Source organism: Streptomyces venezuelae, assembly GCF_008642375.1.
Taxonomy (GTDB): domain Bacteria; phylum Actinomycetota; class Actinomycetes; order Streptomycetales; family Streptomycetaceae; genus Streptomyces; species Streptomyces venezuelae_G.
This window is the reverse complement of sequence record NZ_CP029194.1, coordinates 6,480,954-6,501,250: the sequence shown is the minus strand read 5'-3', so window position 1 is coordinate 6,501,250 and position 20,297 is coordinate 6,480,954. Positions and strand designations below refer to the sequence as shown.

Below are 20,297 nucleotides of genomic sequence, written 5' to 3'. Positions count from 1 at the left end.
TGACGGGGCCCGCGGCTCAGGAGCGGACGATGCCCTGGGCCCGGGCGGCGGCGAGCCAGGCGGGGAAGTCGGAGACGAGCCGGTCGTACAGCTCCGCGTCCGGGACCCGGTGCGGCTCGCGGCCCGCGTGGAAGAAGCCGGCGTTGTCGACGGGCCGCTTCGCCGGCACGTCCAGCTCGTCCAGCTTGCGGAGGAAGTCGAACTGCCGGCTGCCGGGGTCGCCGAAGCCGATGAACTGCCAGAAGATCGGCAGCCGGGCCGCCTTGCACACGTACCGCTCGGCGGCCGGTTTGTTGATCGGCCCTCCGTCGGTCTGGAAGACGACGAGCGCGGGCGCGGTGGAGCCGCTGTCCAGGTAGTGGTCGATGACGGCGTCCATGGCGAGGTGGTAGCTGGTCTTGCCCATGTGGCCGAGTCCGGCGACGATCCGGTCGATGCTGCCGGCGTGGTCGTCGAGCCGGATGTCGGTCTCGGCGTCGATGTCGGTGGAGAAGAAGACGACCGGCACACGGCCGTCGTCGTCGAAGTGCGCGGAGAGCCCGAGGACCCGGTCGGCCAGGGCCTGGACGGTGCCGTCGGCGTAGTACGGCTTCATCGACCCCGAGTAGTCGACGACCAGGTAGACGGCGACCCGCTGCCCCCCGATGCCGTGCCGGCGGAGCGACTCCCCCGCCGACTTGTAGAGGCTGACCAGCGCGGGCGCGGTCGCCTCGACCTTCTGCAGGCTCATGGCCATGGGCGCTCCTTCTCCAGGCGTTCGATGTCCGCGAGCATGGCGTCGGCCAGGTCGCGCTCGGCCGCGTAGTACCGCTCGGCCCAGGTGAGGGTGAGCCGGGGGTACTCCCACGCCTCGTCGGTCCCGGCGTCCGCCGCGTCGGCCTCGGCGCGCAGCCGCATGGACTCGGCGTACTCCCGGTGTCCGGCCAGGATCTCGCGCATCCGCTCGGGTTCGAGGAGGTGGCCCAGCCAGAGCCGCAGCATCGGCCCGTGCTTGAGGACGGGCGGGTCGAGGGGGACGGTGCCGGCCCAGGTGCGGACGGCGGCGAGGCCCTCGTCGGTGATCCGGTAGACGCGCTTGTCGCGCGTGCCGGTCTCCGGTGCGACCAGGCGGGAGGTGGCGTAACCGGTCTTCTCCAGCCGTTTGAGCTCGCCGTAGATCTGGCTGAACGACGGGCTCCAGTAGAAGAGGCCGAGGGACCGGTCGGACCACTTCTTGACGTCGTAGCCGGACAACTCCCGCCCGAAGGAGAGCAGTCCGAGGACGGCCCAGCTGGTCGCGGGAAGCCCCGGCACGGTCTCGTCATCCACCACGACGGGAAGTCTACGGCCCTTCCCTCCTCCGAATATGCCTGCTAGAAGTATTTCGATTAGGCATAGACGTCTGGCCGCCGCCTCGGGAGGAGCCCCGGTGAAGTTCTCCATGATCTTCGAAGCGCAGCTCGTCGACCCCACCCCCGCACGCGAACGCGCGGTCATCCACGACTGCGTCGAACAGGCCGTCCTCGCCGAGGAGATGGGCTTCGACCGCGTCTGGGCGGTCGAGCACCATTCCCTCACCCGGTACGCCCACATGAGCGCGTCCGAGATCTTCCCGACCTGGGTCGCCGCCCGCACGCGGACGATCCGCGTCGGGCACGGCGTGGTCACCATGCCCTTCGGCTACCAGCACCCGGTCCGGGTCGCCGAACGCGCCGCCATGCTCGACGTGCTCTCCGGCGGGCGCCTCGACGTCGGCGCCGGCCGGGGCGCGACCCGCCAGGAGATGCGGATGTTCGGGGTGGACCCCGCCGACACCCGGCCGCAGACGGAGGAGGCCCTGCGGATCTTCGCCGCCGCGTGGCGCGAGCCGGAGTTCGAGTGGCACGGCTCCCTCGACATCGGCCCCGGCGCGGTCCTCCCGCGCCCCGTGCAGCAGCCGCACCCGCCCCTCTTCATGGCCTGCTCGCAGCACGCCTCCCTGCGCCAGGCGGCCGAACTCGGCATCGGGGCCCTGGTGATGGGCTTCGCCGGCGCCGAGGACGTCCGGGCGATGCGCGCGGTGTACGACGAGACCATCGCCACCAGGGACGGCTCGCGCTTCGTCTCCACCGAGGTCAACGACCACTTCTCGGCGCTCTGCCCGACGGTCGTCCTGGACGATGCCGACCGCGCCCTGCGGCTCGGCACGCGCGGCCAGCGCTTCTTCGCCGAGTCGATCGCCCACTGGTACGGGGGCGCCCCCGCGCCCACCGGATACGCGGAGGACGAGGACCACACGGGCGCGCTGGCGGAGGAGCGGCGGAAGCTGGTGGCCCGGCTGCACGAGGCGAGCGTCCCGGCCCGGCCGGTCGACACGGGCACGTACAACACCGACCACGCCTACGGGGACGCCGCGACCGCGATCGCCTACGTGGAGCGGCTGCGGGAGATCGGCGTCGACGAGGTGATGTGCCTGATCCAGATGGGCACGGTGCCGCAGGAGGTCTGCCTGGAGACCATCCGCCAGTGGGGCACGAAGGTCATCCCCCACTTCCGCGCACCGTCCGAGTGATCCTCGCCCGCCCGGACACCACGAACACTGGGCAGCGCCCACCAAGGCGCACCGAATCACAGCGAGCAACCGTACGCGCCGCCGAACCCACGACGTGTCCCACGACGGACAGCTGCGGACCTGCAATGGGAGCACCGCGGCGCCCACCCAGTCGTCCGGTCGGGGACATTCGGGGGGCGCCGCGCTCAGTTCCGCACGTCGTTGTACGGGACGTTCTCAGGGTGATCCGGCGGGATCAGACCGTCAGCGAACGGTCCGTCGGACGGATCGGGGCCGGCAGGGAGCTGGCTCCGGTCAGGTAGCGGTCCACGCCACGGGCGGCGGAGCGGCCCTCGGCGATGGCCCACACGATGAGGGACTGGCCGCGACCGGCGTCACCGGCGACGTACACGCCATCGACGTTGGTGGCGAAGTCCGCGTCACGGGCGATGTTACCCCGCTCATCGAGGTCCAGACCAAACTGCGCGACCAGGCCGTTCTCCACGTCCGTGCCGGTGAAGCCCATCGCGAGCGTGACCAGCTGGGCGGGGATCTTGCGCTCCGTGCCCGGCTTCTGGGTCAGCTTGCCCTCGACGAACTCGACCTCGACGAGGTGCAGGAACTGGACGTTGCCGTCCTCGTCGCCCTCGAAGTGGGTGGTGGAGACGGAGTAGACCCGCTCGCCGCCCTCCTCGTGCGCGGAGGTGACCTTGTACAGCATGGGGAAGGTCGGCCAGGGCTGGCCGGCGTTCCGGTCCTCGCCCGGCTTGGGCATGATCTCCAGCTGCGTGACCGAGGCCGCGCCCTGGCGGTGCGCCGTACCGACGCAGTCCGCGCCGGTGTCGCCGCCGCCGATGACCACGACGTGCTTGCCCTCGGCGGTGATCGGCGGGGCCACGAAGTCGCCCTCGACGACCTTGTTGGCCAGCGGCAGGTACTCCATGGCCTGGTGGATGCCGCCCAGCTCGCGGCCCGGGACGGGCAGGTCGCGCGCGGTGGTGGCACCGGCGGCGATGACCACGGCGTCGAACCGCTTGCGCAGGTCCGTCGACGTCAGGTCGCGGCCGATCTCGATGCCCGTGCGGAACTTGGTGCCCTCCGCGCGCATCTGCTCGATGCGGCGGTTGATGTGCCGCTTCTCCATCTTGAACTCGGGGATGCCGTAGCGCAGCAGGCCGCCGATGCGGTCGGCACGCTCGTACACGACCACGGTGTGGCCGGCCCGGGTCAGCTGCTGGGCGGCGGCGAGACCCGCCGGGCCCGAGCCGATGACGGCGGCGGTCTTGCCGGACAGGCGCTCGGGCACCTGCGGCTTGACGTCGTTCGCGTCCCAGGCCTTGTCGATGATGGAGACTTCGACGTTCTTGATGGTGACGGCCGGCTGGTTGATGCCCAGCACGCACGCCGACTCGCACGGAGCCGGGCACAGGCGGCCGGTGAACTCCGGGAAGTTGTTGGTGGCGTGCAGGCGCTCCTGCGCCGCCGACCAGTCCTCGCGGTAGGCGAAGTCGTTCCACTCGGGGATGAGGTTCCCGAGGGGACAGCCGTTGTGGCAGAACGGGATGCCGCAGTCCATGCAGCGGCCGGCCTGCTTGCTGATGATCGGCAGCAGGGAACCGGGAACGTAGACCTCGTTCCAGTCCCTGACTCGCTCGCCCACCGGGCGGGTCTTGGCGACCTCGCGTCCGGTGGTCAGGAAGCCCTTGGGGTCAGCCATTGGTCGCCGCCTCCATCATCTTCTCGGTGGTCTCGGTCTCGGAGAGACCTGCGAGCTCAGCGGCGTCCTTGGCGGCGAGCACTGCCTTGTACGTGGTGGGGATGATCTTGCTGAACCGGGCCGCCGCGGCGTCCCAGTCGGCGAGGAGCTTCTCCGCGACCGTCGAGCCGGTCTCCTCCTGGTGGCGGCGCACGACATCGTGCAGCCAGTCCTTGTCGGCGTCCGACAGGCTCTCGATCGCCCCCAGGTTCCCGGAGTTGACGTTGTCCCGGTCGAGGTCGACGACGTAGGCGACACCGCCCGACATGCCGGCCGCGAAGTTGCGTCCGGTTTCGCCGAGGACGACCGCCGTACCGCCGGTCATGTACTCGCAGCCGTGGTCGCCCACGCCCTCCGAGACGACCAGGGCGCCGGAGTTGCGGACGCAGAAGCGCTCGCCGGTGCGGCCGCGCAGGAACAGCTCGCCGCCGGTCGCGCCGTAGCCGATGGTGTTGCCCGCGATGGTCGAGTACTCGGCCAGGTGGTCGGCGCCACGGTCCGGGCGGACGACGACGCGGCCGCCGGAGAGGCCCTTGCCGACGTAGTCGTTGGCGTCGCCCTCCAGGCGGAGGGTGACACCGCTCGGCAGGAAGGCGCCGAAGGACTGGCCGGCGGAGCCGGTGAAGGTGATGTCGATGGTGTCGGCGGGCAGGCCCGCGCCACCGAACTTCTTCGTGACGTGGTGGCCGAGCATCGTGCCGACGGTCCGGTTGATGTTCCGGATGGCGACCTGGGCGCGGACCGGCTGCGCCTCCTCGGCGGAGGCGGCGTTCAGGGCCTCGGCGGCGAGCTGGATCAGCTCGTTGTCGAGGGCCTTCTCCAGACCGTGGTCCTGCTCGATGAGGGCGTGGCGGACCGCGCCCTCGGGCAGCTCCGGCACGTAGAAGAGCGGCTCCAGGTCGAGACCCTGCGCCTTCCAGTGGGTGACGGCGCGGCTGGTGTCGAGCAGCTCGGCGTGGCCGACGGCCTCTTCGATCGTGCGGAAGCCCAGCTCGGCGAGGAGCTCGCGGACCTCCTCGGCGATGAACTCGAAGAAGTTGACGACGTACTCGGCCTTGCCGGAGAACCGGTCGCGGAGCGCCGGGTTCTGGGTGGCGATGCCGACCGGGCAGGTGTCCAGGTGACAGACGCGCATCATGACGCAGCCGGAGACGACGAGCGGCGCGGTCGCGAAACCGAACTCCTCGGCGCCGAGCAGCGCGGCGATGACGACGTCGCGGCCGGTCTTGAGCTGGCCGTCGGTCTGGACGACGATGCGGTCGCGCAGGCCGTTGAGCAGCAGGGTCTGCTGGGTCTCGGCGAGGCCGAGCTCCCAGGGGCCGCCCGCGTGCTTCAGCGAGGTCAGCGGGGAGGCGCCCGTTCCGCCGTCGTGGCCGGAGATGAGGACGACGTCCGCGTGGGCCTTGGAGACACCGGCGGCGACCGTGCCGACGCCGACCTCGGAGACCAGCTTCACGTGGATGCGGGCGACCGGGTTGGCGTTCTTGAGGTCGTGGATCAGCTGAGCCAGGTCCTCGATGGAGTAGATGTCGTGGTGCGGCGGCGGCGAGATCAGGCCGACGCCGGGCGTCGAGTGACGCGTCTTGGCGACCCACGGGTAGACCTTGTGGCCGGGCAGCTGGCCGCCCTCGCCGGGCTTGGCGCCCTGGGCCATCTTGATCTGGATGTCGTCGGCGTTGACCAGGTACTCGCTGGTGACGCCGAAGCGGCCGGAGGCGACCTGCTTGATCGAGGAGCGGCGCGCCGGGTCGTACAGGCGGTCCGGGTCCTCGCCGCCCTCACCGGTGTTGGACTTGGCGCCCAGCTGGTTCATGGCGATGGCGAGGGTCTCGTGCGCCTCGCGGGAGATGGAGCCGTACGACATGGCGCCCGTCGAGAACCGCTTGACGATCTCGCTGACCGGCTCGACCTCGTCGATCGAGATCGCCTCGCGGTCCGAGGTGAAGCCGAAGAGGCCGCGGAGCGTCATGAGGCGCTCGGACTGCTCGTTCACCCGGTCCGTGTACTTCTTGAAGATGTCGTACCGCTTGTTGCGCGTGGCGTGCTGCAGGCGGAAGACGGTCTCCGGGTCGAACAGGTGCGGCTCGCCCTCGCGGCGCCACTGGTACTCGCCGCCGATCTCCAGGGCGCGGTGCGCCGAGGGGACGCCGGAGACGGGGTACGCCTTGGCGTGGCGGGCGGCGACCTCCTTGGCGACGACGTCGAGACCGGCGCCGCCGATCTTGGTGGCCGTGCCGTTGAAGTACGTGGCGACGAAGCCGGCGTCGAGGCCGACGGCCTCGAAGACCTGGGCGCCGCGGTAGGAGGCGACGGTCGAGATGCCCATCTTGGACATGACCTTGAGGACGCCCTTGCCGAGCGCGTAGATCAGGTTCCGGATGGCCTGCTCGGGCTCCAGGCCCTCGATGAAGGTGCCGGCGCGGACCAGGTCCTCGACGGACTCCATGGCGAGGTACGGGTTGACCGCCGCGGCGCCGTAGCCGATGAGCAGGGCGACGTGGTGGACCTCGCGGACGTCACCGGCCTCGACCAGCAGACCCACCTTGGTGCGCTGCTTGGTGCGGATGAGGTGGTGGTGGACGGCCGCGGTGAGCAGCAGCGAGGGGATCGGTGCGTGCTCGGCGTCGGAGTGCCGGTCGGAGAGCACGATCAGGCGGGCGCCGCCCTCGATCGCGGTGTCGGCCTCGGCGCAGATCGCCTCGATGCGGGCGGCGAGGGCCTCGCCGCCGCCGGAGACCCGGTAGAGACCGGAGAGGGTCGCGGCCTTCATGCCGGGCATGTCGCCGTCGGCGTTGATGTGGATGAGCTTGGCCAGCTCGTCGTTGTCGATCACCGGGAAGGGCAGGGTGACGCTGCGGCACGACGAGGCGGTGGGCTCCAGCAGGTTGCTGCCGGGGCCGAGCGAGGAGCGGAGGCTCGTCACGAGCTCCTCGCGGATGGCGTCCAGCGGCGGGTTGGTGACCTGCGCGAAGAGCTGGGTGAAGTAGTCGAAGAGCAGCCGCGGGCGGGCGGACAGGGCCGCGATCGGCGAGTCCGTGCCCATGGAGCCGAGGGGCTCGCCGCCGGTGTTGGCCATCGGGGCGAGGATGACGCGGAGCTCTTCCTCGGTGTAGCCGAAGGTCTGCTGGCGGCGGGTGACCGAGGCGTGGGTGTGCACGATGTGCTCGCGCTCGGGGAGGTCGGAGAGCTCGATCTCGCCGGTCTCCAGCCACTCCGCGTACGGGTTCTCGGCGGCGAGGCCGGCCTTGATCTCGTCGTCCTCGATGATCCGGTGCTCGGCGGTGTCGACGAGGAACATCTTGCCGGGCTGGAGGCGGCCCTTGCGGACGACCTTGGCGGGGTCGATGTCGAGGACGCCGACCTCGGAGGAGAGGACGACGAGGCCCTCGTCGGTGACCCAGTAGCGGCCGGGGCGCAGACCGTTGCGGTCGAGGACCGCGCCGACCTGGACGCCATCGGTGAAGGTGACGCAGGCCGGGCCGTCCCAGGGCTCCATCATCGTGGAGTGGTACTGGTAGAAGGCGCGGCGGGCCGGGTCCATGGAGTCGTGGTTCTCCCACGCCTCGGGGACCATCATCAGGACCGCGTGCGGCAGGGAGCGGCCGCCGAGGTGGAGCAGCTCCAGGACCTCGTCGAAGGAGGCCGAGTCGGAGGCGTCCGGGGTGCAGATCGGGAAGATCCGGTCCAGCGAGCCCTCGCCGAAGACCTGGGATTCGAGCTGCGCCTCGCGGGCGGTCATCCAGTTCCGGTTGCCCTTGACGGTGTTGATCTCACCGTTGTGGGCGACGAAGCGGTACGGGTGGGCCAGCGGCCAGCTCGGGAAGGTGTTGGTGGAGAACCGGGAGTGGACCAGGGCCACGGCGGAGGCGCAGCGGCGGTCCGACAGGTCCGGGAAGAAGGGCTCGAGCTGGCCGGTGGTCAGCATGCCCTTGTAGACGATCGTGCGGGCGGAGAGCGACGGGAAGTAGGTCGCGGCCTCGCGCTCGGCGCGCTTGCGCAGCACGAACGCCTTGCGGTCCAGCGCGATGCCCGTGTTCTCGCCGTCGGCCACGAAGACCTGGCGGAAGACCGGCATGGTGGAGCGGGCGGAGGCGCCGAGCAGCTCGGGGGCGACGGGGACCTCGCGCCAGCCGAGGACGGTGAGGCCCTCTTCGGCGGCGATGGTCTCGATCTTCGAGACGGTCTCGTCCGTGCCGTCCTCGGGGAGGAAGGCGATGCCGACGGCGTACGCGCCGGCCTCGGGGAGCTCGAATCCGGCGACCTCGCGGAGGAAGGCGTCCGGGACCTGGAAAAGGATGCCGGCGCCGTCTCCGGAGTCGGGCTCGGAGCCGGTGGCGCCGCGGTGCTCGAGGTTGCGCAGTACGGTCAGCGCCTGCTCGACCAGCGCGTGGCTGGCTACACCGGTGAGGGTGGCCACGAACCCGACACCACAGGCGTCGTGTTCGTTACGGGGGTCGTACATCCCCTGCGGAGCAGGGCGACCGTCCATGGGCGACCAGGCGTCGGAACGCATCGGCTCTCCCGTCGTCGTCGTGGCTGGGGGCACCTCCCAGAGCACGTCTGGGAGAGCTACTGCCGAGGGACGACGTTGGCCCTCCGCGAAATTTCGTGCAGGTTACATGATGGCTGGCTTCTCGCGAAGTGGATAGCTCGTTCCAACATGCGGACACCACCGACACGCAGTGGTGGTGTGTTCTCACCTGTGGGGTGCGGGAACAGGGGCTGTTCCACGGGGGACGGGCCGGGGGAGCCGGAGGGATCTCCGGGCTTCCGGCGGTCCGTCGCTGAGCGGGCACCGTTGCCCGCCTGGGTGGGCCTCATTGCCCGACGACGCTCATGCCTCATTCCCGTTGGTCACGAGTTCGAAACCGCCGAGTAACCGGCTACTTATGTGGCGTCGTGCATAGTGTCTCATCGCGGCGACGGATCGAGCCAGGGATATACGTCACAGCCGATTCATGCCCTACGTCCCGAAAAAGTGCCCTGAAATGCCGGAAAGGCCCCTTGAAGGGGCCTCCCGGCGGTCTCTACGGGTACGGAATCCGTTCCGATGCCCGGAGGCGGCGCCACCGCCGTCGGGGCGGCGGCACCGTCACCACGACGCCACCACGACCCCGCTGTCACTCCGCTACAGCGCTGCCCCGAAGAGCATCCCGAGCCCGTAGGTGACGGCGGCCGCGGCCCCGCCCAGGGTGAGCTGCCGCATCCCGCTGAAGAGCCAGCCGCGGGCGGTCACCCGGGCCACCAGCGCCCCGCAGGCGAAGAGCCCGAGGAGCGCGAGCAGCACGGCGGGCCAGAGCGCGGTCGCCCCGAGCAGGTACGGCAGCACGGGGAGCAGGGCACCCAGCGCGAAGGAGCCGAAGGACGAGACCGCGGCGACCATCGGCGACGGGAGGTCGTCCGGGTCGATGCCGAGCTCCTCGCGGGCGTGGATCTCCAGGGCCTGCTCGGGGTCCTTCGACAGCTGCATGGCGACCTCGCGGGCGAGCGCGGGCTCGACGCCCCGGGAGACGTAGAGGGCGGCGAGCTCCTCCATCTCGTCGATCGGGTGCTTGCGCAACTGGCGGCGCTCGACATCCAGTTCCGCCTGGACGAGCTCCCGCTGCGAGGCCACGGAGGTGTACTCGCCGGCCGCCATGGAGAAGGCTCCGGCGGCGAGCCCCGCGACGCCGGTGATGACCACGGTCTGCGTGGACACCGCGCCGCCGGCGACGCCGGTCATCAGGGCGAGGTTGGAGACGAGACCGTCCATCGCGCCGAACACCGCCGGGCGCAGCCAACCGCCGTTCACGTCGCGGTGCGTGTGGTTGTCGCGGTGCGCCTCGTGCAGTGGTGCCTGAGCTTCGATGATGGACATGGCTCTCCCCTCGTTCCGGCGGGCCGGGTTGCACCCGCCGCCCCCAACACCCTCGAAAATACGCGCGATGTAAGGGGTCCGCCAGCAAGGCAGGCCGTACTTACTAAGGCCCGCCTCACCGGGTGCACCGGATTTCGACGTGGCGTCAGCCGGGTGACAGAACCGTTTCTTCGGCGAGTTCGCGGCCGTCGGTGGCACAGATCCAGGCATCGGGGCGCCGAACTGCTGCGTCCCCACCGAGGAAGGGGCCGCGACAATGACGACCACGGCATGCGACACGCGTGAACGGGCGAGGGGGGCGCTCCTCGGCCTCGCCGTCGGCGACGCCCTGGGAGCCCCCGCCGAGAACATGCGCCCTTCGGAGATCCGCCGCCGATGGGGCCGCATCGAGGGCTTCGTGACGGACCGTCCGGCGGGCACCGACGACACCGAGTACGCGATCTTCTCGGCCCTGCTCCTCGCCCGGCACGGCTCGGCGCTCACCGTCCACCACGTCGAACGGGCCTGGCACCACTGGATCGCCGACCTCGACGAAGGCCCCTTCCGCGGCGCGGGCTTCTCGGAGCGCGGCACGCTGGAGAACCTCCGCCGGGGGCTCGCCGCGCCCATCTCCGCCCAGCACCGCCACGCCTGGAGCGACGGGCTCGCGATGCGCGCCGCGCCGTTCGGGGTCTTCGCCGCCGGCCGCCCGGCGGAGGCGGCGCGCCTCGTCGCGATCGACGGCAGCGTCAGCCACGAGGGAGAGGGCATCTACGGGGGCCAGGCCGTCGCGGCGGGCGTCGCGGCGGCGATGGCGGGCGCGGGCGTGACCTCGGTCATCGCGGCGGCGCTCTCCGTCGTCCCGATGGACTCCTGGACGGCCCGCTCCCTGCGCCGCGCGGTCGTCGCCGCCCAGCGCGTCCAGCCGGACCCGCTCACCCGCGAGCGGCAGGTCCGCTCGGCGGTCGTCATCGGCGGCTACCCGTGGACGGACCTGGCCCCGGAGGCGGTGGGCCTGGCCTTCGGCGCCTTCGCGGCGGCCCGCGGGGACTTCCGTACGGCGGTCCTGACCGCGGTCAACATGGGCCGCGACGCCGACACGACGGCGGCGGTGGCGGGCGCCCTGGCCGGCGCGGCGGGCGGCCTGAGCTCCATCCCGGACGACTGGGCCACGGCCATCGCCCCGGTGACGGGCAGCTGCCTGCCCTCCATGCGCGGCTACCACATCCTGGACGTCGCGGACCTGCTGACCCCGGAGGGGGAATCCTGATGAGCGGAAACACGACGAGCAGCCGTCCCACCGCTGTGGGCAATCCTCCCGGAGGGCATGGTGGTCCCCCCTCCGGGGGAGGGTGGGCACAGCCCCCGATGCCGGGTTCCGGCCCCCTGCTCGCCGCCCACCAGGACCTGCTGGTGCCCTTGGAGCCCGGCGCCGAGTCACCGGACCTCACCGCGCAGGACCAGCCCCCGGTGCGGGTCACCGGGTCGTGGGGCGGCGCCCACGAGGCCCCACAGCCCGACGCGCCGCGCAGGGCCACGCGCGACGCGGTCGAGGGCCTCCTCCTCGGCCTCGCCGCAGGCGACGCCGCCGGCTGGCCCGCCGCCCGCCACAGAGCCGCCCGCATGCCCGAGTGGACCCGCCGCCTCACCCGCGAACTCGACACCTTCGCGGAGCAGAACGCGACGACCACCCTCCCCGTCCCCATCGCCCTCAACCAGCCCCCCGAGCCCCTCCGCCTCGGCCCCTCCGACGACGCCGAGTGGGCGGCCTTCACCGCCGAGGCGGTCCTCGCCGCCGCCGGCCCCGTCTTCGCCGGCCTCCCCCCGGACCGCCGCCTCCGCGCCGCCGTCGACCTCGCCTGGAACGCCCTCGCCGGCCAGGTCGCCGCCGCCGCCGACCGCGCCCCCGAGGTCGAGTCCGCCGTCCTCCCTCTCCGCGCCCGGATCTCCGTACGCGCCGGCCTCGGCAATCTCGCCACCGGACTGCGCCCGCCCGCCACCGGCCACGACAACCCGCACTACTTCGACGACGCCGCCTGCGTCCGGGCCGCCGTCCTCGCCGTCGTCCACCCCGGCGACCCCCGCGCCGCCGCCGAACTCGCCGAGTTCGACGCCCGGTACACCCAGGACGGGGACGGCGTCCACGGCGCCCGCGCGACAGCGGCGGCCGTCGCCGCGGCCCTCGGCGGGGCGACCGTCGACGAGGCCGTCGGCGCGGCCCTCGCCGAACTCCCGCCCGTCACCGAGATCGGCCGCAACGCCCGCTACGCGGTGAAGCTGGCCCGGACCGCCGGTTCGGCCTTCGAGCTGGTCCCGCTCCTGGAGCACCAGATCGTGGACCACGTCTACAGCTACGGGATCGCCGCCGCCGAGACCGTCCCGGTCGCCCTCGCCCTCGCCACCGCCGCCCGGGGCGAGATGACGGCCGCCGTCCCGGCCGCCGTCTGCCTCTCCCGGGTCGCGGACTCCGCCCCCGCGCTCGCGGGCGCGCTCACCGGCGCGCTGGGCGGCGGCCGTTCGGTGCCGCCGACCTGGCGCGAGGCCTGCCGGACGCTCGCGGGGTGCGCGCTGCCCCGGCTCGCGGGGACGGATCTGGTCGAACTCGCCGGGCTCCTGGGAGCCACGGAACCGGCCTCCCCAGGTGGACAATTCCGGCATGACACCCACACTGGATGTATCCACCCTGGATGACCGGATCACCGGCAGCCTCCTCGGGGCCGCCGTCGGCGACGCGCTCGGCGGCCCCGTCGAGGGCTACACCCCCCAGCAGATCCTGGAGCGGCACGGCGGCCGCGTCACCGGGATCGTCGGCCCCTGGAACGGCGACGACTGGCGCACCGCCCGCCCCATCGCGCCGTACCACAAGGGCGACGGGCACGTCACCGACGACACCTTGATGACCCACGCCCTGGTCCGGGTGTACGAGAAGGTCCGCGGCCACCTCGACGCGTACGCGGTCGCGGACTTCCTCGTCCCCGAACTCATGGGCTCCCCGATCTGGATCCCGGAGCTGGAGGCCGAGGCCCTCCCCCTCCAGCGGATCTTCCTCGCCGAGAAGTGGCTCGTGGCCCGGCTCCACTACGGCCACGTGGACCCACGCGAGGCCGGCGACGGCAACATCGTCAACTGCGGCGCCGCGATGTACATGGCGCCGGTCGGACTCGTCAACGCCGCCCACCCCGCGGCCGCCTACGCCGAGGCCCTCGACGTCGCCGGCGCCCACCAGTCCTCGTACGGCCGGGAGGCGGCCGGTGTGTTCGCGGCGGCGGTCGCCACGGCCTGCGCGCCGGGCGCGACGCCCTCCTCGGTCGTCGAAGCGGCCCTCTCCCTCGCCAAGGACGGCACCCGGTCGGCGATCGAGGCCGTCGCCGAAGTGGCCGTCCGGCACACGGACTTCGAGTCCGCCCTCGCCCCGCTCCGCGCGGCGGTGGCCCCCTTCGACACGGTCGGCCCCGACTACCGCTCCCCCTCCCTCGGCGCCCGCCGGCCCTCCCGGCTCCACGCCATCGAGGAGCTGCCGATCGCCCTGGGCATGCTGCTCGTCGGCGAGGGCGACTTCCGGCGTACGGTCCTCGGTGCCGTCAACTACGGCCGGGACTGCGACTCGATCGCCACGATGGCGGGCGCGATCGTGGGCGCGCTGCACGGCGAGGCGGCCGTCCCCACCGACTGGGCGAAGCAGGTCGCGGAGGCGAGCCGGCTCGACCTGCACGCCCCGGCGACCGCGCTGGCCCGGGTGGCCCGCGAGGTCTTCGCCCGGGACGTGGAGCTCCGCCGGGCGCACGAGTCGGCGTTCGCGACGCTGACGAGCGCGGACCGGTGAACCTCCGGCTGACCTGGGTGCAGCCGGAGGACCTGGTGGGCCACGAGCTCCGCCAGGCCGCGGAGGACGGCCGCGACGCCCACGCCCTCGCGGCCCGCTGGTACGAGGCGGGCGGCCCGCCGGCCCCGGAGACGGCCGGCGCCTCCGAACTCCCCCGCCCGGACCTCCGCCCCCTGGCGGAGGAACTCCTCGACTCCCTGGCGGCCCTCCCCACGCCCGTGTCGGGCGAGGAGCCGACCGCCCTCCCCGAGATCCAGTCCTTGACGGCCCCCCACAGCCTCCCTCCCCCGGACTCCGAGGCGACCGGGGGCGACGCCCTCCGCGACCGTCTGCACGCCGCCTGGCTCGGCCGGGCCGCCGGGTGTCTGCTCGGCAAGCCCGTCGAGAAACTGCCCCTCCCCGCCATCCGCGCCCTCGCCCGCGCCACCGGCAACTGGCCCCTCTCCAGCTGGTTCACCGCCCGCGGCGTACCGCCGGAGCTGCTCGCCGCCCACCCCTGGAACCGTCGCTCCGCCACCACCTCCCTCGCCGAGAACATCGACGGGATGCCCGAGGACGACGACCTCAACTACCCCCTCCTCAACCTGCTGCTCCTCCAGCGGTACGGTCGCGACTTCACCACCGCCGACGTCGCCCGCCTCTGGCTCGACGAACTCCCCGCCGGCCGCACCTTCACGGCCGAGCGCGTCGCCTACCGCAACCTCCTCGACGGCGTCGAGCCCCCGCTGACCGCCGTCCACCGCAACCCCTTCCGCGAGTGGATCGGCGCCCAGATCCGAGCGGACGTCCACGGCTGGACCCACCCGGGCGACCCGGCCGCCGCCGCCGCGCAGGCGTACCGGGACGCGGCCCTCACCCACACCGCGAACGGCGTCTACGGCGCCATGTTCGTCGCCGCCACCCTCGCCACCGCCGCGACCGGCACCGCCGACGTCCACCGCTCGCTCGCCGCCGGGCTCGGCGCGGTCCCGCCCCGCTCCCGCCTCGCCGCGGCCGTCCGGCTGGGCATCGCGTCCGCCCGCGAGGAGCGCGACTTCGACACCGTCGTCGACCGTCTGCACACCGAGTTCGGCGGGTACCACTGGGTCCATGCCGTCCCCAACGCCGCGCTCCTCGCCGCCGCCCTCACCCACGCCGACGGCGACTTCTCCCGCTCCGTCTGCGCGGCGGTCTCCGGTGGCTGGGACACCGACTCCAACGGCGCCACCGCCGGTTCGGTCGCCGGGCTGCTCGCCGGTCACCCCGACCGGCTGCCCGAGCGGTGGACCGCCCCTCTCAAGAACCGGCTCGCGACCTCGGTCCCGTCCTTCGACGGCATCGGCTTCGACACCCTGGCCGAACTGACACACCTGGAGGCTGTACGCCCATGACCAGCATCGTCGTACTCGGCAGCACGAACATGGACCTCGTCGCCTACGTACCGAGGGCCCCCGCCCGCGGCGAGACGGTCACCGGCCGCGCGTTCCGCACGGTCCCCGGCGGCAAGGGCGCCAACCAGGCCGTCGCCGCCGCCCGCGCGGGCGCCGAGGTGGCGATGATCGGTGCGGTCGGCGCGGACGACTTCGGCGTACGCCTCCGGACCAACCTGGAGCACTGCGCCGTCGACACCGACCTCCTGCGCACCGCCGAGGGCCCCTCCGGCACCGCCCACATCGTCGTCGACGACGAGGGCGGCAACGCGATCGTCGTCGTCCCCGGGGCCAACGCCACCGTCACCTCCCTCAGCCACGGCGACGAGGCCCTCATCGGCACCGCCGACACCCTGCTCCTCCAGCTCGAACTCCCCCTCTCCGTCGTCACCGAGGGCGCCGCGACCGCCCGCCGCCTCGGCGTCCGCACCGTCCTCACGCCCGCACCGGCCCAGCAGCTCCCTCCCGAACTCCTCGCCGCCACCGACCTGCTGGTCCCCAACGAGCACGAGGCCGCCGCGCTCACCGGGCACACCGACCCGCGCGCCGCCGCCCAGGCCCTGCTGCGGGACGTCCCCGAGGTCGTCGTCACCCTGGGCGCGTCCGGCAGCCTGTACGCGGCGCGCGGCGCCGAACCGGTCACCGTGCCCGCCCCCCGCGTCACGGCCGTGGACACCACCGCGGCCGGCGACACCTTCGTCGGCGCCCTCGCGGTCGCCCTCGGCGAGGGCCGCCCCGTCCCGGAGGCGCTGGCCTGGGCGCAGGCCGCCGCCGCGCTCTCCGTCCAGCGCGAGGGCGCGTCGACCTCGATGCCGTACCGGACCGAGATCGAGGCGGCCTTCGGCTCCCTCGGCGACCTGGAGGCCGACCCCGCATGACCACCACGCAGCACGCCCCCACGCCCCCCGCCCCGGCCGCGCCTCCCCTGCGCGGACTGCGTGTCCTGGACCTCGCGACCCTCTTCGCCGGCCCGCTCGCGGCCACGATGCTCGGGGACTTCGGCGCCGACGTCGTCAAGGTCGAGCACCCCCGCAAGCCCGATCCGTCCCGCGGCCACGGCCCCGCGAAGGACGGTGTCGGCCTGTGGTGGAAGGTCCTCGGCCGGAACAAGCGGACGATCACCCTCGACCTCTCCGCGCCGGGCGGCCGCGACACCCTCCTCGGACTGGCCGCCGACGCCGACGTGATCGTGGAGAACTTCCGCCCCGGCACCCTGGAACGCTGGGGTCTGGGCTGGGAGGAGCTCTCCACCGTCAACCCGCGTCTCGTCCTCGCCCGCGTCACCGGCTTCGGCCAGTTCGGCCCGTACGCCCACCGCCCCGGCTTCGGCACCCTCGCCGAGGCGATGAGCGGCTTCGCCGCCATCACCGGCGAGCCGGACGGCCCGCCCACCCTTCCCCCCTTCGGCCTGGCCGACTCGATCGCCGCCCTCGCCACCGCGTACGCGGTGATGACCGCGCTCACCGCCAGGACCACGACCGGCCGCGGCCAGGTCGTCGACATGGCGATCATCGAACCGATGCTCTCCGTCATCGGACCCCACCCCCTCTGGTACGACCAGCTCGGCTACGTCCAGCCCCGCACCGGCAACCGCTCCCGCAACAACGCCCCGCGCAACACCTACCGGACCGCCGACGGCTCCTGGGTCGCCGTCTCCACCTCGGCCCAGTCGATCGCGGAGCGCGTGCTGCGCCTCGTCGGCCGTCCGGAGCTGACCGACGAGCCGTGGTTCGCCGACGGCACGGGCCGCGCCGAGCACGCGGACGTCCTGGACGAGGCGGTCGGCACCTGGATCGCGCGCCACACCCGCGACGAGGCCATGGACGCCTTCGAGAAGGCCGAGGCCGCCATCGCCCCGGTCTACGACGTCCGGGACGTCCTCGACGATCCGCAGTTCCGGGCGCTCGGCACCGTCACCGAGGTACAGGACCCGGAACTGGGCCCGATCAGGATGCAGAACGTGCTCTTCCGGCTCTCCGAGACGCCCGGGGCGATCCGCTGGCCCGGCCGCCCGCACGGCGCCGACACCGAAGCCGTCCTCACCGAGCTCGGCCTCACCCCCGCCGAGATCGACGCCCTCCGCGCGCAAGGAGCGGTATGAACGGTATGGAGCGCCTGCGCACTCCCCTCACCTGGCTGTACGCGCCCGGCGACCGCCCCGAGGTCGTCCGCAAGGCCCTGGCCTCCGGCGCCGACGTCGTCATCGTCGACCTGGAGGACGCGGTCGCCCCGCACCGCAAGGCGTACGCCCTCGACGCCACGGTCGATCTGCTCGCCGACGCCCACCCCGTCCCGGTGCACGTCCGCGTCCACTCCCCGCTCGACATCCCCACCCTGGCCCCCCTCCCCGGCCTCTGCGGTCTCCGTGTACCCAAGGTGACACACGCCACTGACATCCACCGGATCGCCGGCCTCGCCCCCGGTCTCCCCCTCTACCCGCTCCTGGAGAACGCCCTCGCCGTGGAGCACGCCTACGCCATCGCCACCGCCCACCCGGCCGTGCGCGGCATCGCGCTCGGCGAGGCAGACCTCCGCGCCGACCTGGGGATACGGGACGACAGCGGCCTCGACTGGCCGCGCGGCCGTGTGGTGGTCGCGGCCCGCGCCGCGGCCCTGCCGCCCCCCGCGCAGTCGGTCCATCCCGACATCGGCGACCTGGACGCCCTGGCCGCCGGCTGCGCCCGGGGCCGGGCGATGGGCTTCCTCGGCCGGGCGGCGATCCACCCCCGCCAGCTCCCCGTCATCGAGCGGGCCTACCTCCCCACTCCGGAGGAGGTCGACGCGGCGCGGGAGGTCATCGCGGCGGCCGGGACGGACCGGGGCGCCCTGGCCCTCTCCGACGGCCGCTTCGTCGACGCGGCGGTCGTGGAGGGCGCACACCGGGTCCTCGCCCTCGCCTCCCGCACGGCCTGACCTCCCGCGCCACCGCCGTACACGTGAAAGGGCCGCCGGAACCTCTCGGTCCCGGCGGCCCTGCGACGACTGAGGATCAGCCCTTGGTGGCCGATCCGGCGCCGTTGCCGGCGCCGTGGTCCACGTCCTCGTCGGAGTCCGGGACCGCGCCGGAGACGGCGTCCTCGGACGCGTCGGAGTCGAAGTCCGCGTCGAAGTCGGCGTCGACATCGGCGTCGACGCCCGTCGCGCCCTCCCCGGCCGTCCCCGCCTTCTCGGCCCTGGGCTCCACGATCTCCTCGCGGCCCGGCCGGATCCGCGCCGAGATCACCATGTAGGTCACCGCGAGCAGGAAGACGATGATCGCCGTCCACACGTTCAGCCGGAGGCCGAGGATGTGGTGCGCCTCGTCGACGCGCATGTACTCGATCCAGCCGCGGCCCGCGCAGTACGCGGCGACGTACAGCGCGAAGGCGCGCCCGTGGCCGAGCTTGAAGCGGCGGTCGGCCCAGACCACGAGGACGGCGACGCCGACGCACCAGAGCGACTCGTAGAGGAAGGTCGGGTGGTAGAGCCCGGCCTCGCGGTTCGCGCTCTCGGTGATCTTCAGCGCCCAGGGCAGGTCGGTCGGCTTGCCGTAGAGCTCCTGGTTGAACCAGTTGCCCCAGCGGCCGATGGCCTGGGCGAGAGCGATACCGGGCGCGATGGCGTCCGCGTACGCCGGAAGCGGGATGCCCCGGCGTCGGCAGCCGATCCAGGCACCCACCGCGCCGAACGCGATGGCGCCCCAGATACCGAGGCCGCCCTCCCAGATCTTGAAGGCGTCGACCCAGTTCTCACCCTCGCTGAAGTACAGCTGGTAGTCGGTGATCACGTGGTAGAGGCGTCCGCCGACGAGGCCGAAGGGCACCGCCCAGACGGCGATGTCGGCCACGGTGCCGGCGGTGCCGCCCCGGGCGATCCAGCGCTTGTTGCCGTACCAGACGGCGACGAAGACACCGATGATGATGCAGAAGGCATAGCCGCGCAGCGGGATCGGTCCGAGGTTGATCACGCCGGTCGACGGGCTGGGAATGTAGGCAAGGTCCATGGCAGGACCGACGCTACCCTGCCGGGCGGGCGTGACGGCAGCCCACCCGGCAACGTATGGGTAACTAACCCGCCGGGGAAGCCGCGGGAGCGGAGGGGGCGGCGGGGGCCGAGGGAGAGGCCGTGCCGGGCTTCTTGCCCTTGTTGGCCTCGGCGACCCACTTCTTCAGGTTCTCCGGGGAGATCTGCTCGTTCCCCTTCGTCGGGAAGATCGATTCGCCGTTGAGGAGGACGGACGGCGTGCCGCGGAAGCCGCCGTTCCGGAAGGCCTCGTTGGACTTCTCCACCCAGCTGTCGTGCGTGCCGTCCTCGACACAGCTGCGGAACGCGGGCGTGTCGAGCCCGGGCACCTTCGCGGCCAGCTCGATCAGCTCGGCGTTCTTCCCGAAGGCGTCGTCCGTCTCCGGCGGCTGGTTGATGTAGAGCGTGTCGTGGTACGCGGTGAACTTCCCCGCGTCCTGCGCGCACGCGGCCGCGTTCGCCGCGCGCAGCGAGCCGCTGCCGCCCATGTTCCCGTCGATGAGGGTGGCGAGGTGGTACTCGGCCTTGAGCGCGCCGGCGGCCTCCAGCTCGTGGATGGTGTCCCGCATGACGTTCTCGAACTGGGCGCACGCCGGGCAGCGGAAGTCCTCCCAGATCGCCAGCGTCGACGGGGCGTCCGCCTTGCCCGTGGGGATGGCGGGCTTGTCGCCCTCGACGGACCCCGTCGGCGCCACCACGGGCCCCGCCTTGTCCGATCCGCCGTCGTCGCCGCTGTTGGCGGCGATCACCCCGACGACCGCGGCCAGGCCCAGGACGCCGACCACCGCCGTCGACACGATGAGGACGCGCCGCTGCTTCTCGCGGGCCTTGTCACGCTCGCGCTGCTGCTGGAGGCGCTCCCGCGCGCTCCGGTTACCGTCACCACGGTTCTTCTCGCTCACGCCCACAGCAACGAACCGGGGAGGCACGTACGTGCCTCCCCGGTCCCAGATCCACCCAAA

15 protein-coding genes are annotated in these 20,297 nt (G+C 72.7%); 8 read left to right on the top strand and 7 right to left on the bottom strand.

The annotated features are described in order from the left end of the window. Positions 1-16: 16 nt before the first annotated feature. Together DEJ46_RS29730 and DEJ46_RS29725 are read right to left on the bottom strand one after the other, a co-directional pair. Positions 17-736 (bottom strand): vWA domain-containing protein, encoded by a 720-nt coding sequence (locus DEJ46_RS29730; RefSeq protein ID WP_150271276.1) that lies wholly within the window; start codon positions 734-736, stop codon positions 17-19. Next, positions 727-1,311, bottom strand: a complete 585-nt coding sequence (locus DEJ46_RS29725) for a PadR family transcriptional regulator (RefSeq protein ID WP_223835197.1) — start codon at positions 1,309-1,311, stop codon at positions 727-729. Before DEJ46_RS29725 ends, DEJ46_RS29730 begins: the two co-directional genes overlap by 10 nt. A 97-nt stretch (positions 1,312-1,408) precedes the next feature. Between DEJ46_RS29725 and DEJ46_RS29720 the strand changes: the two genes are divergently transcribed. Then, complete coding sequence (locus tag DEJ46_RS29720) at positions 1,409-2,530, top strand: LLM class flavin-dependent oxidoreductase (protein WP_150271272.1); 1,122 nt, start codon at positions 1,409-1,411, stop codon at positions 2,528-2,530. Positions 2,531-2,765: 235 nt separating this feature from the next. Here the strand turns inward: DEJ46_RS29720 and DEJ46_RS29715 are convergent, their stop codons facing one another. From DEJ46_RS29715 to DEJ46_RS29705, 3 genes are all read right to left on the bottom strand, one after another. Beyond that, positions 2,766-4,226, bottom strand: a complete 1,461-nt coding sequence (locus tag DEJ46_RS29715) for a glutamate synthase subunit beta (RefSeq protein ID WP_150271270.1) — start codon at positions 4,224-4,226, stop codon at positions 2,766-2,768. After that, positions 4,219-8,778 carry a glutamate synthase large subunit gene (gene gltB, locus DEJ46_RS29710; RefSeq protein ID WP_150271268.1) on the bottom strand — a complete coding sequence of 1,520 codons (4,560 nt, stop codon included), beginning with the start codon at positions 8,776-8,778 and terminating at the stop codon, positions 4,219-4,221. Before gltB ends, DEJ46_RS29715 begins: the two co-directional genes overlap by 8 nt. A gap of 615 nt (positions 8,779-9,393) precedes the next feature. Beyond that, on the bottom strand, positions 9,394-10,122 hold the full coding sequence (locus DEJ46_RS29705) for a VIT1/CCC1 transporter family protein (protein ID WP_150271266.1): 729 nt from the start codon (positions 10,120-10,122) through the stop codon (positions 9,394-9,396). A 256-nt stretch (positions 10,123-10,378) separates the two neighbouring features. Between DEJ46_RS29705 and DEJ46_RS29700 the strand changes: the two genes are divergently transcribed. The 7 genes from DEJ46_RS29700 to DEJ46_RS29670 all read left to right on the top strand — a co-directional run bounded on the left by DEJ46_RS29700 (position 10,379) and on the right by DEJ46_RS29670 (position 18,246). Beyond that, positions 10,379-11,371: an ADP-ribosylglycohydrolase family protein gene (locus tag DEJ46_RS29700; protein WP_150271264.1), complete on the top strand. Its 993-nt coding sequence runs from the start codon at positions 10,379-10,381 to the stop codon at positions 11,369-11,371. 98 nt (positions 11,372-11,469) lie between these two features. Continuing rightward, a complete protein-coding gene (locus DEJ46_RS29695) occupies positions 11,470-12,792 on the top strand; it encodes an ADP-ribosylglycohydrolase family protein (RefSeq protein ID WP_150271263.1) in 1,323 nt (440 codons plus the stop codon). Then, positions 12,758-13,924: an ADP-ribosylglycohydrolase family protein gene (locus DEJ46_RS29690; RefSeq protein ID WP_150271261.1), complete on the top strand. Its 1,167-nt coding sequence runs from the start codon at positions 12,758-12,760 to the stop codon at positions 13,922-13,924. The genes DEJ46_RS29695 and DEJ46_RS29690 overlap by 35 nt, the downstream gene beginning before the upstream one ends. Then, positions 13,921-15,294 carry an ADP-ribosylglycohydrolase family protein gene (locus tag DEJ46_RS29685; RefSeq protein WP_150271260.1) on the top strand — a complete coding sequence of 458 codons (1,374 nt, stop codon included), beginning with the start codon at positions 13,921-13,923 and terminating at the stop codon, positions 15,292-15,294. The genes DEJ46_RS29690 and DEJ46_RS29685 overlap by 4 nt, the downstream gene beginning before the upstream one ends. Further along, entirely contained in the window at positions 15,291-16,211 is a 921-nt protein-coding gene (rbsK, locus tag DEJ46_RS29680) for a ribokinase (protein WP_150271258.1), read from the top strand. The genes DEJ46_RS29685 and rbsK overlap by 4 nt, the downstream gene beginning before the upstream one ends. Further along, entirely contained in the window at positions 16,208-17,434 is a 1,227-nt protein-coding gene (locus DEJ46_RS29675; RefSeq protein ID WP_150271256.1) for a CaiB/BaiF CoA transferase family protein, read from the top strand. The genes rbsK and DEJ46_RS29675 overlap by 4 nt, the downstream gene beginning before the upstream one ends. Then, entirely contained in the window at positions 17,431-18,246 is an 816-nt protein-coding gene (locus DEJ46_RS29670; protein ID WP_190622961.1) for an HpcH/HpaI aldolase/citrate lyase family protein, read from the top strand. Before DEJ46_RS29675 ends, DEJ46_RS29670 begins: the two co-directional genes overlap by 4 nt. A gap of 76 nt (positions 18,247-18,322) precedes the next feature. On the opposite strand, the gene lgt is transcribed toward DEJ46_RS29670, so the two are convergent. Further along, the gene (gene lgt, locus DEJ46_RS29665) at positions 18,323-19,315 is read right to left on the bottom strand and encodes a prolipoprotein diacylglyceryl transferase (protein ID WP_150271255.1); all 993 of its coding nucleotides are present in this window, start codon (positions 19,313-19,315) and stop codon (positions 18,323-18,325) included. A gap of 64 nt (positions 19,316-19,379) precedes the next feature. Continuing rightward, positions 19,380-20,237 (bottom strand): DsbA family protein, encoded by an 858-nt coding sequence (locus DEJ46_RS29660; RefSeq protein ID WP_150271253.1) that lies wholly within the window; start codon positions 20,235-20,237, stop codon positions 19,380-19,382. Positions 20,238-20,297: the final 60 nt, after the last annotated feature.

Bases quoted from the DNA above. Each gene is read 5' to 3' on its own strand.
- DEJ46_RS29730 (WP_150271276.1), bottom strand. From the start codon at position 736: ATGGCCATGAGCCTGCAGAAGGTCGAGGCGACCGCGCCCGCGCTGGTC.
- DEJ46_RS29715 (WP_150271270.1), bottom strand. From the start codon at position 4,226: ATGGCTGACCCCAAGGGCTTCCTGACCACCGGACGCGAGGTCGCCAAG.
- gltB (WP_150271268.1), bottom strand. From the start codon at position 8,778: ATGCGTTCCGACGCCTGGTCGCCCATGGACGGTCGCCCTGCTCCGCAG.
- DEJ46_RS29705 (WP_150271266.1), bottom strand. From the start codon at position 10,122: ATGTCCATCATCGAAGCTCAGGCACCACTGCACGAGGCGCACCGCGAC.
- DEJ46_RS29700 (WP_150271264.1), top strand. From the start codon at position 10,379: ATGACGACCACGGCATGCGACACGCGTGAACGGGCGAGGGGGGCGCTC.
- DEJ46_RS29695 (WP_150271263.1), top strand. From the start codon at position 11,470: ATGCCGGGTTCCGGCCCCCTGCTCGCCGCCCACCAGGACCTGCTGGTG.
- DEJ46_RS29690 (WP_150271261.1), top strand. From the start codon at position 12,758: ATGACACCCACACTGGATGTATCCACCCTGGATGACCGGATCACCGGC.
- rbsK (WP_150271258.1), top strand. From the start codon at position 15,291: ATGACCAGCATCGTCGTACTCGGCAGCACGAACATGGACCTCGTCGCC.
- DEJ46_RS29675 (WP_150271256.1), top strand. From the start codon at position 16,208: ATGACCACCACGCAGCACGCCCCCACGCCCCCCGCCCCGGCCGCGCCT.
- DEJ46_RS29670 (WP_190622961.1), top strand. From the start codon at position 17,431: ATGAACGGTATGGAGCGCCTGCGCACTCCCCTCACCTGGCTGTACGCG.
- lgt (WP_150271255.1), bottom strand. From the start codon at position 19,315: ATGGACCTTGCCTACATTCCCAGCCCGTCGACCGGCGTGATCAACCTC.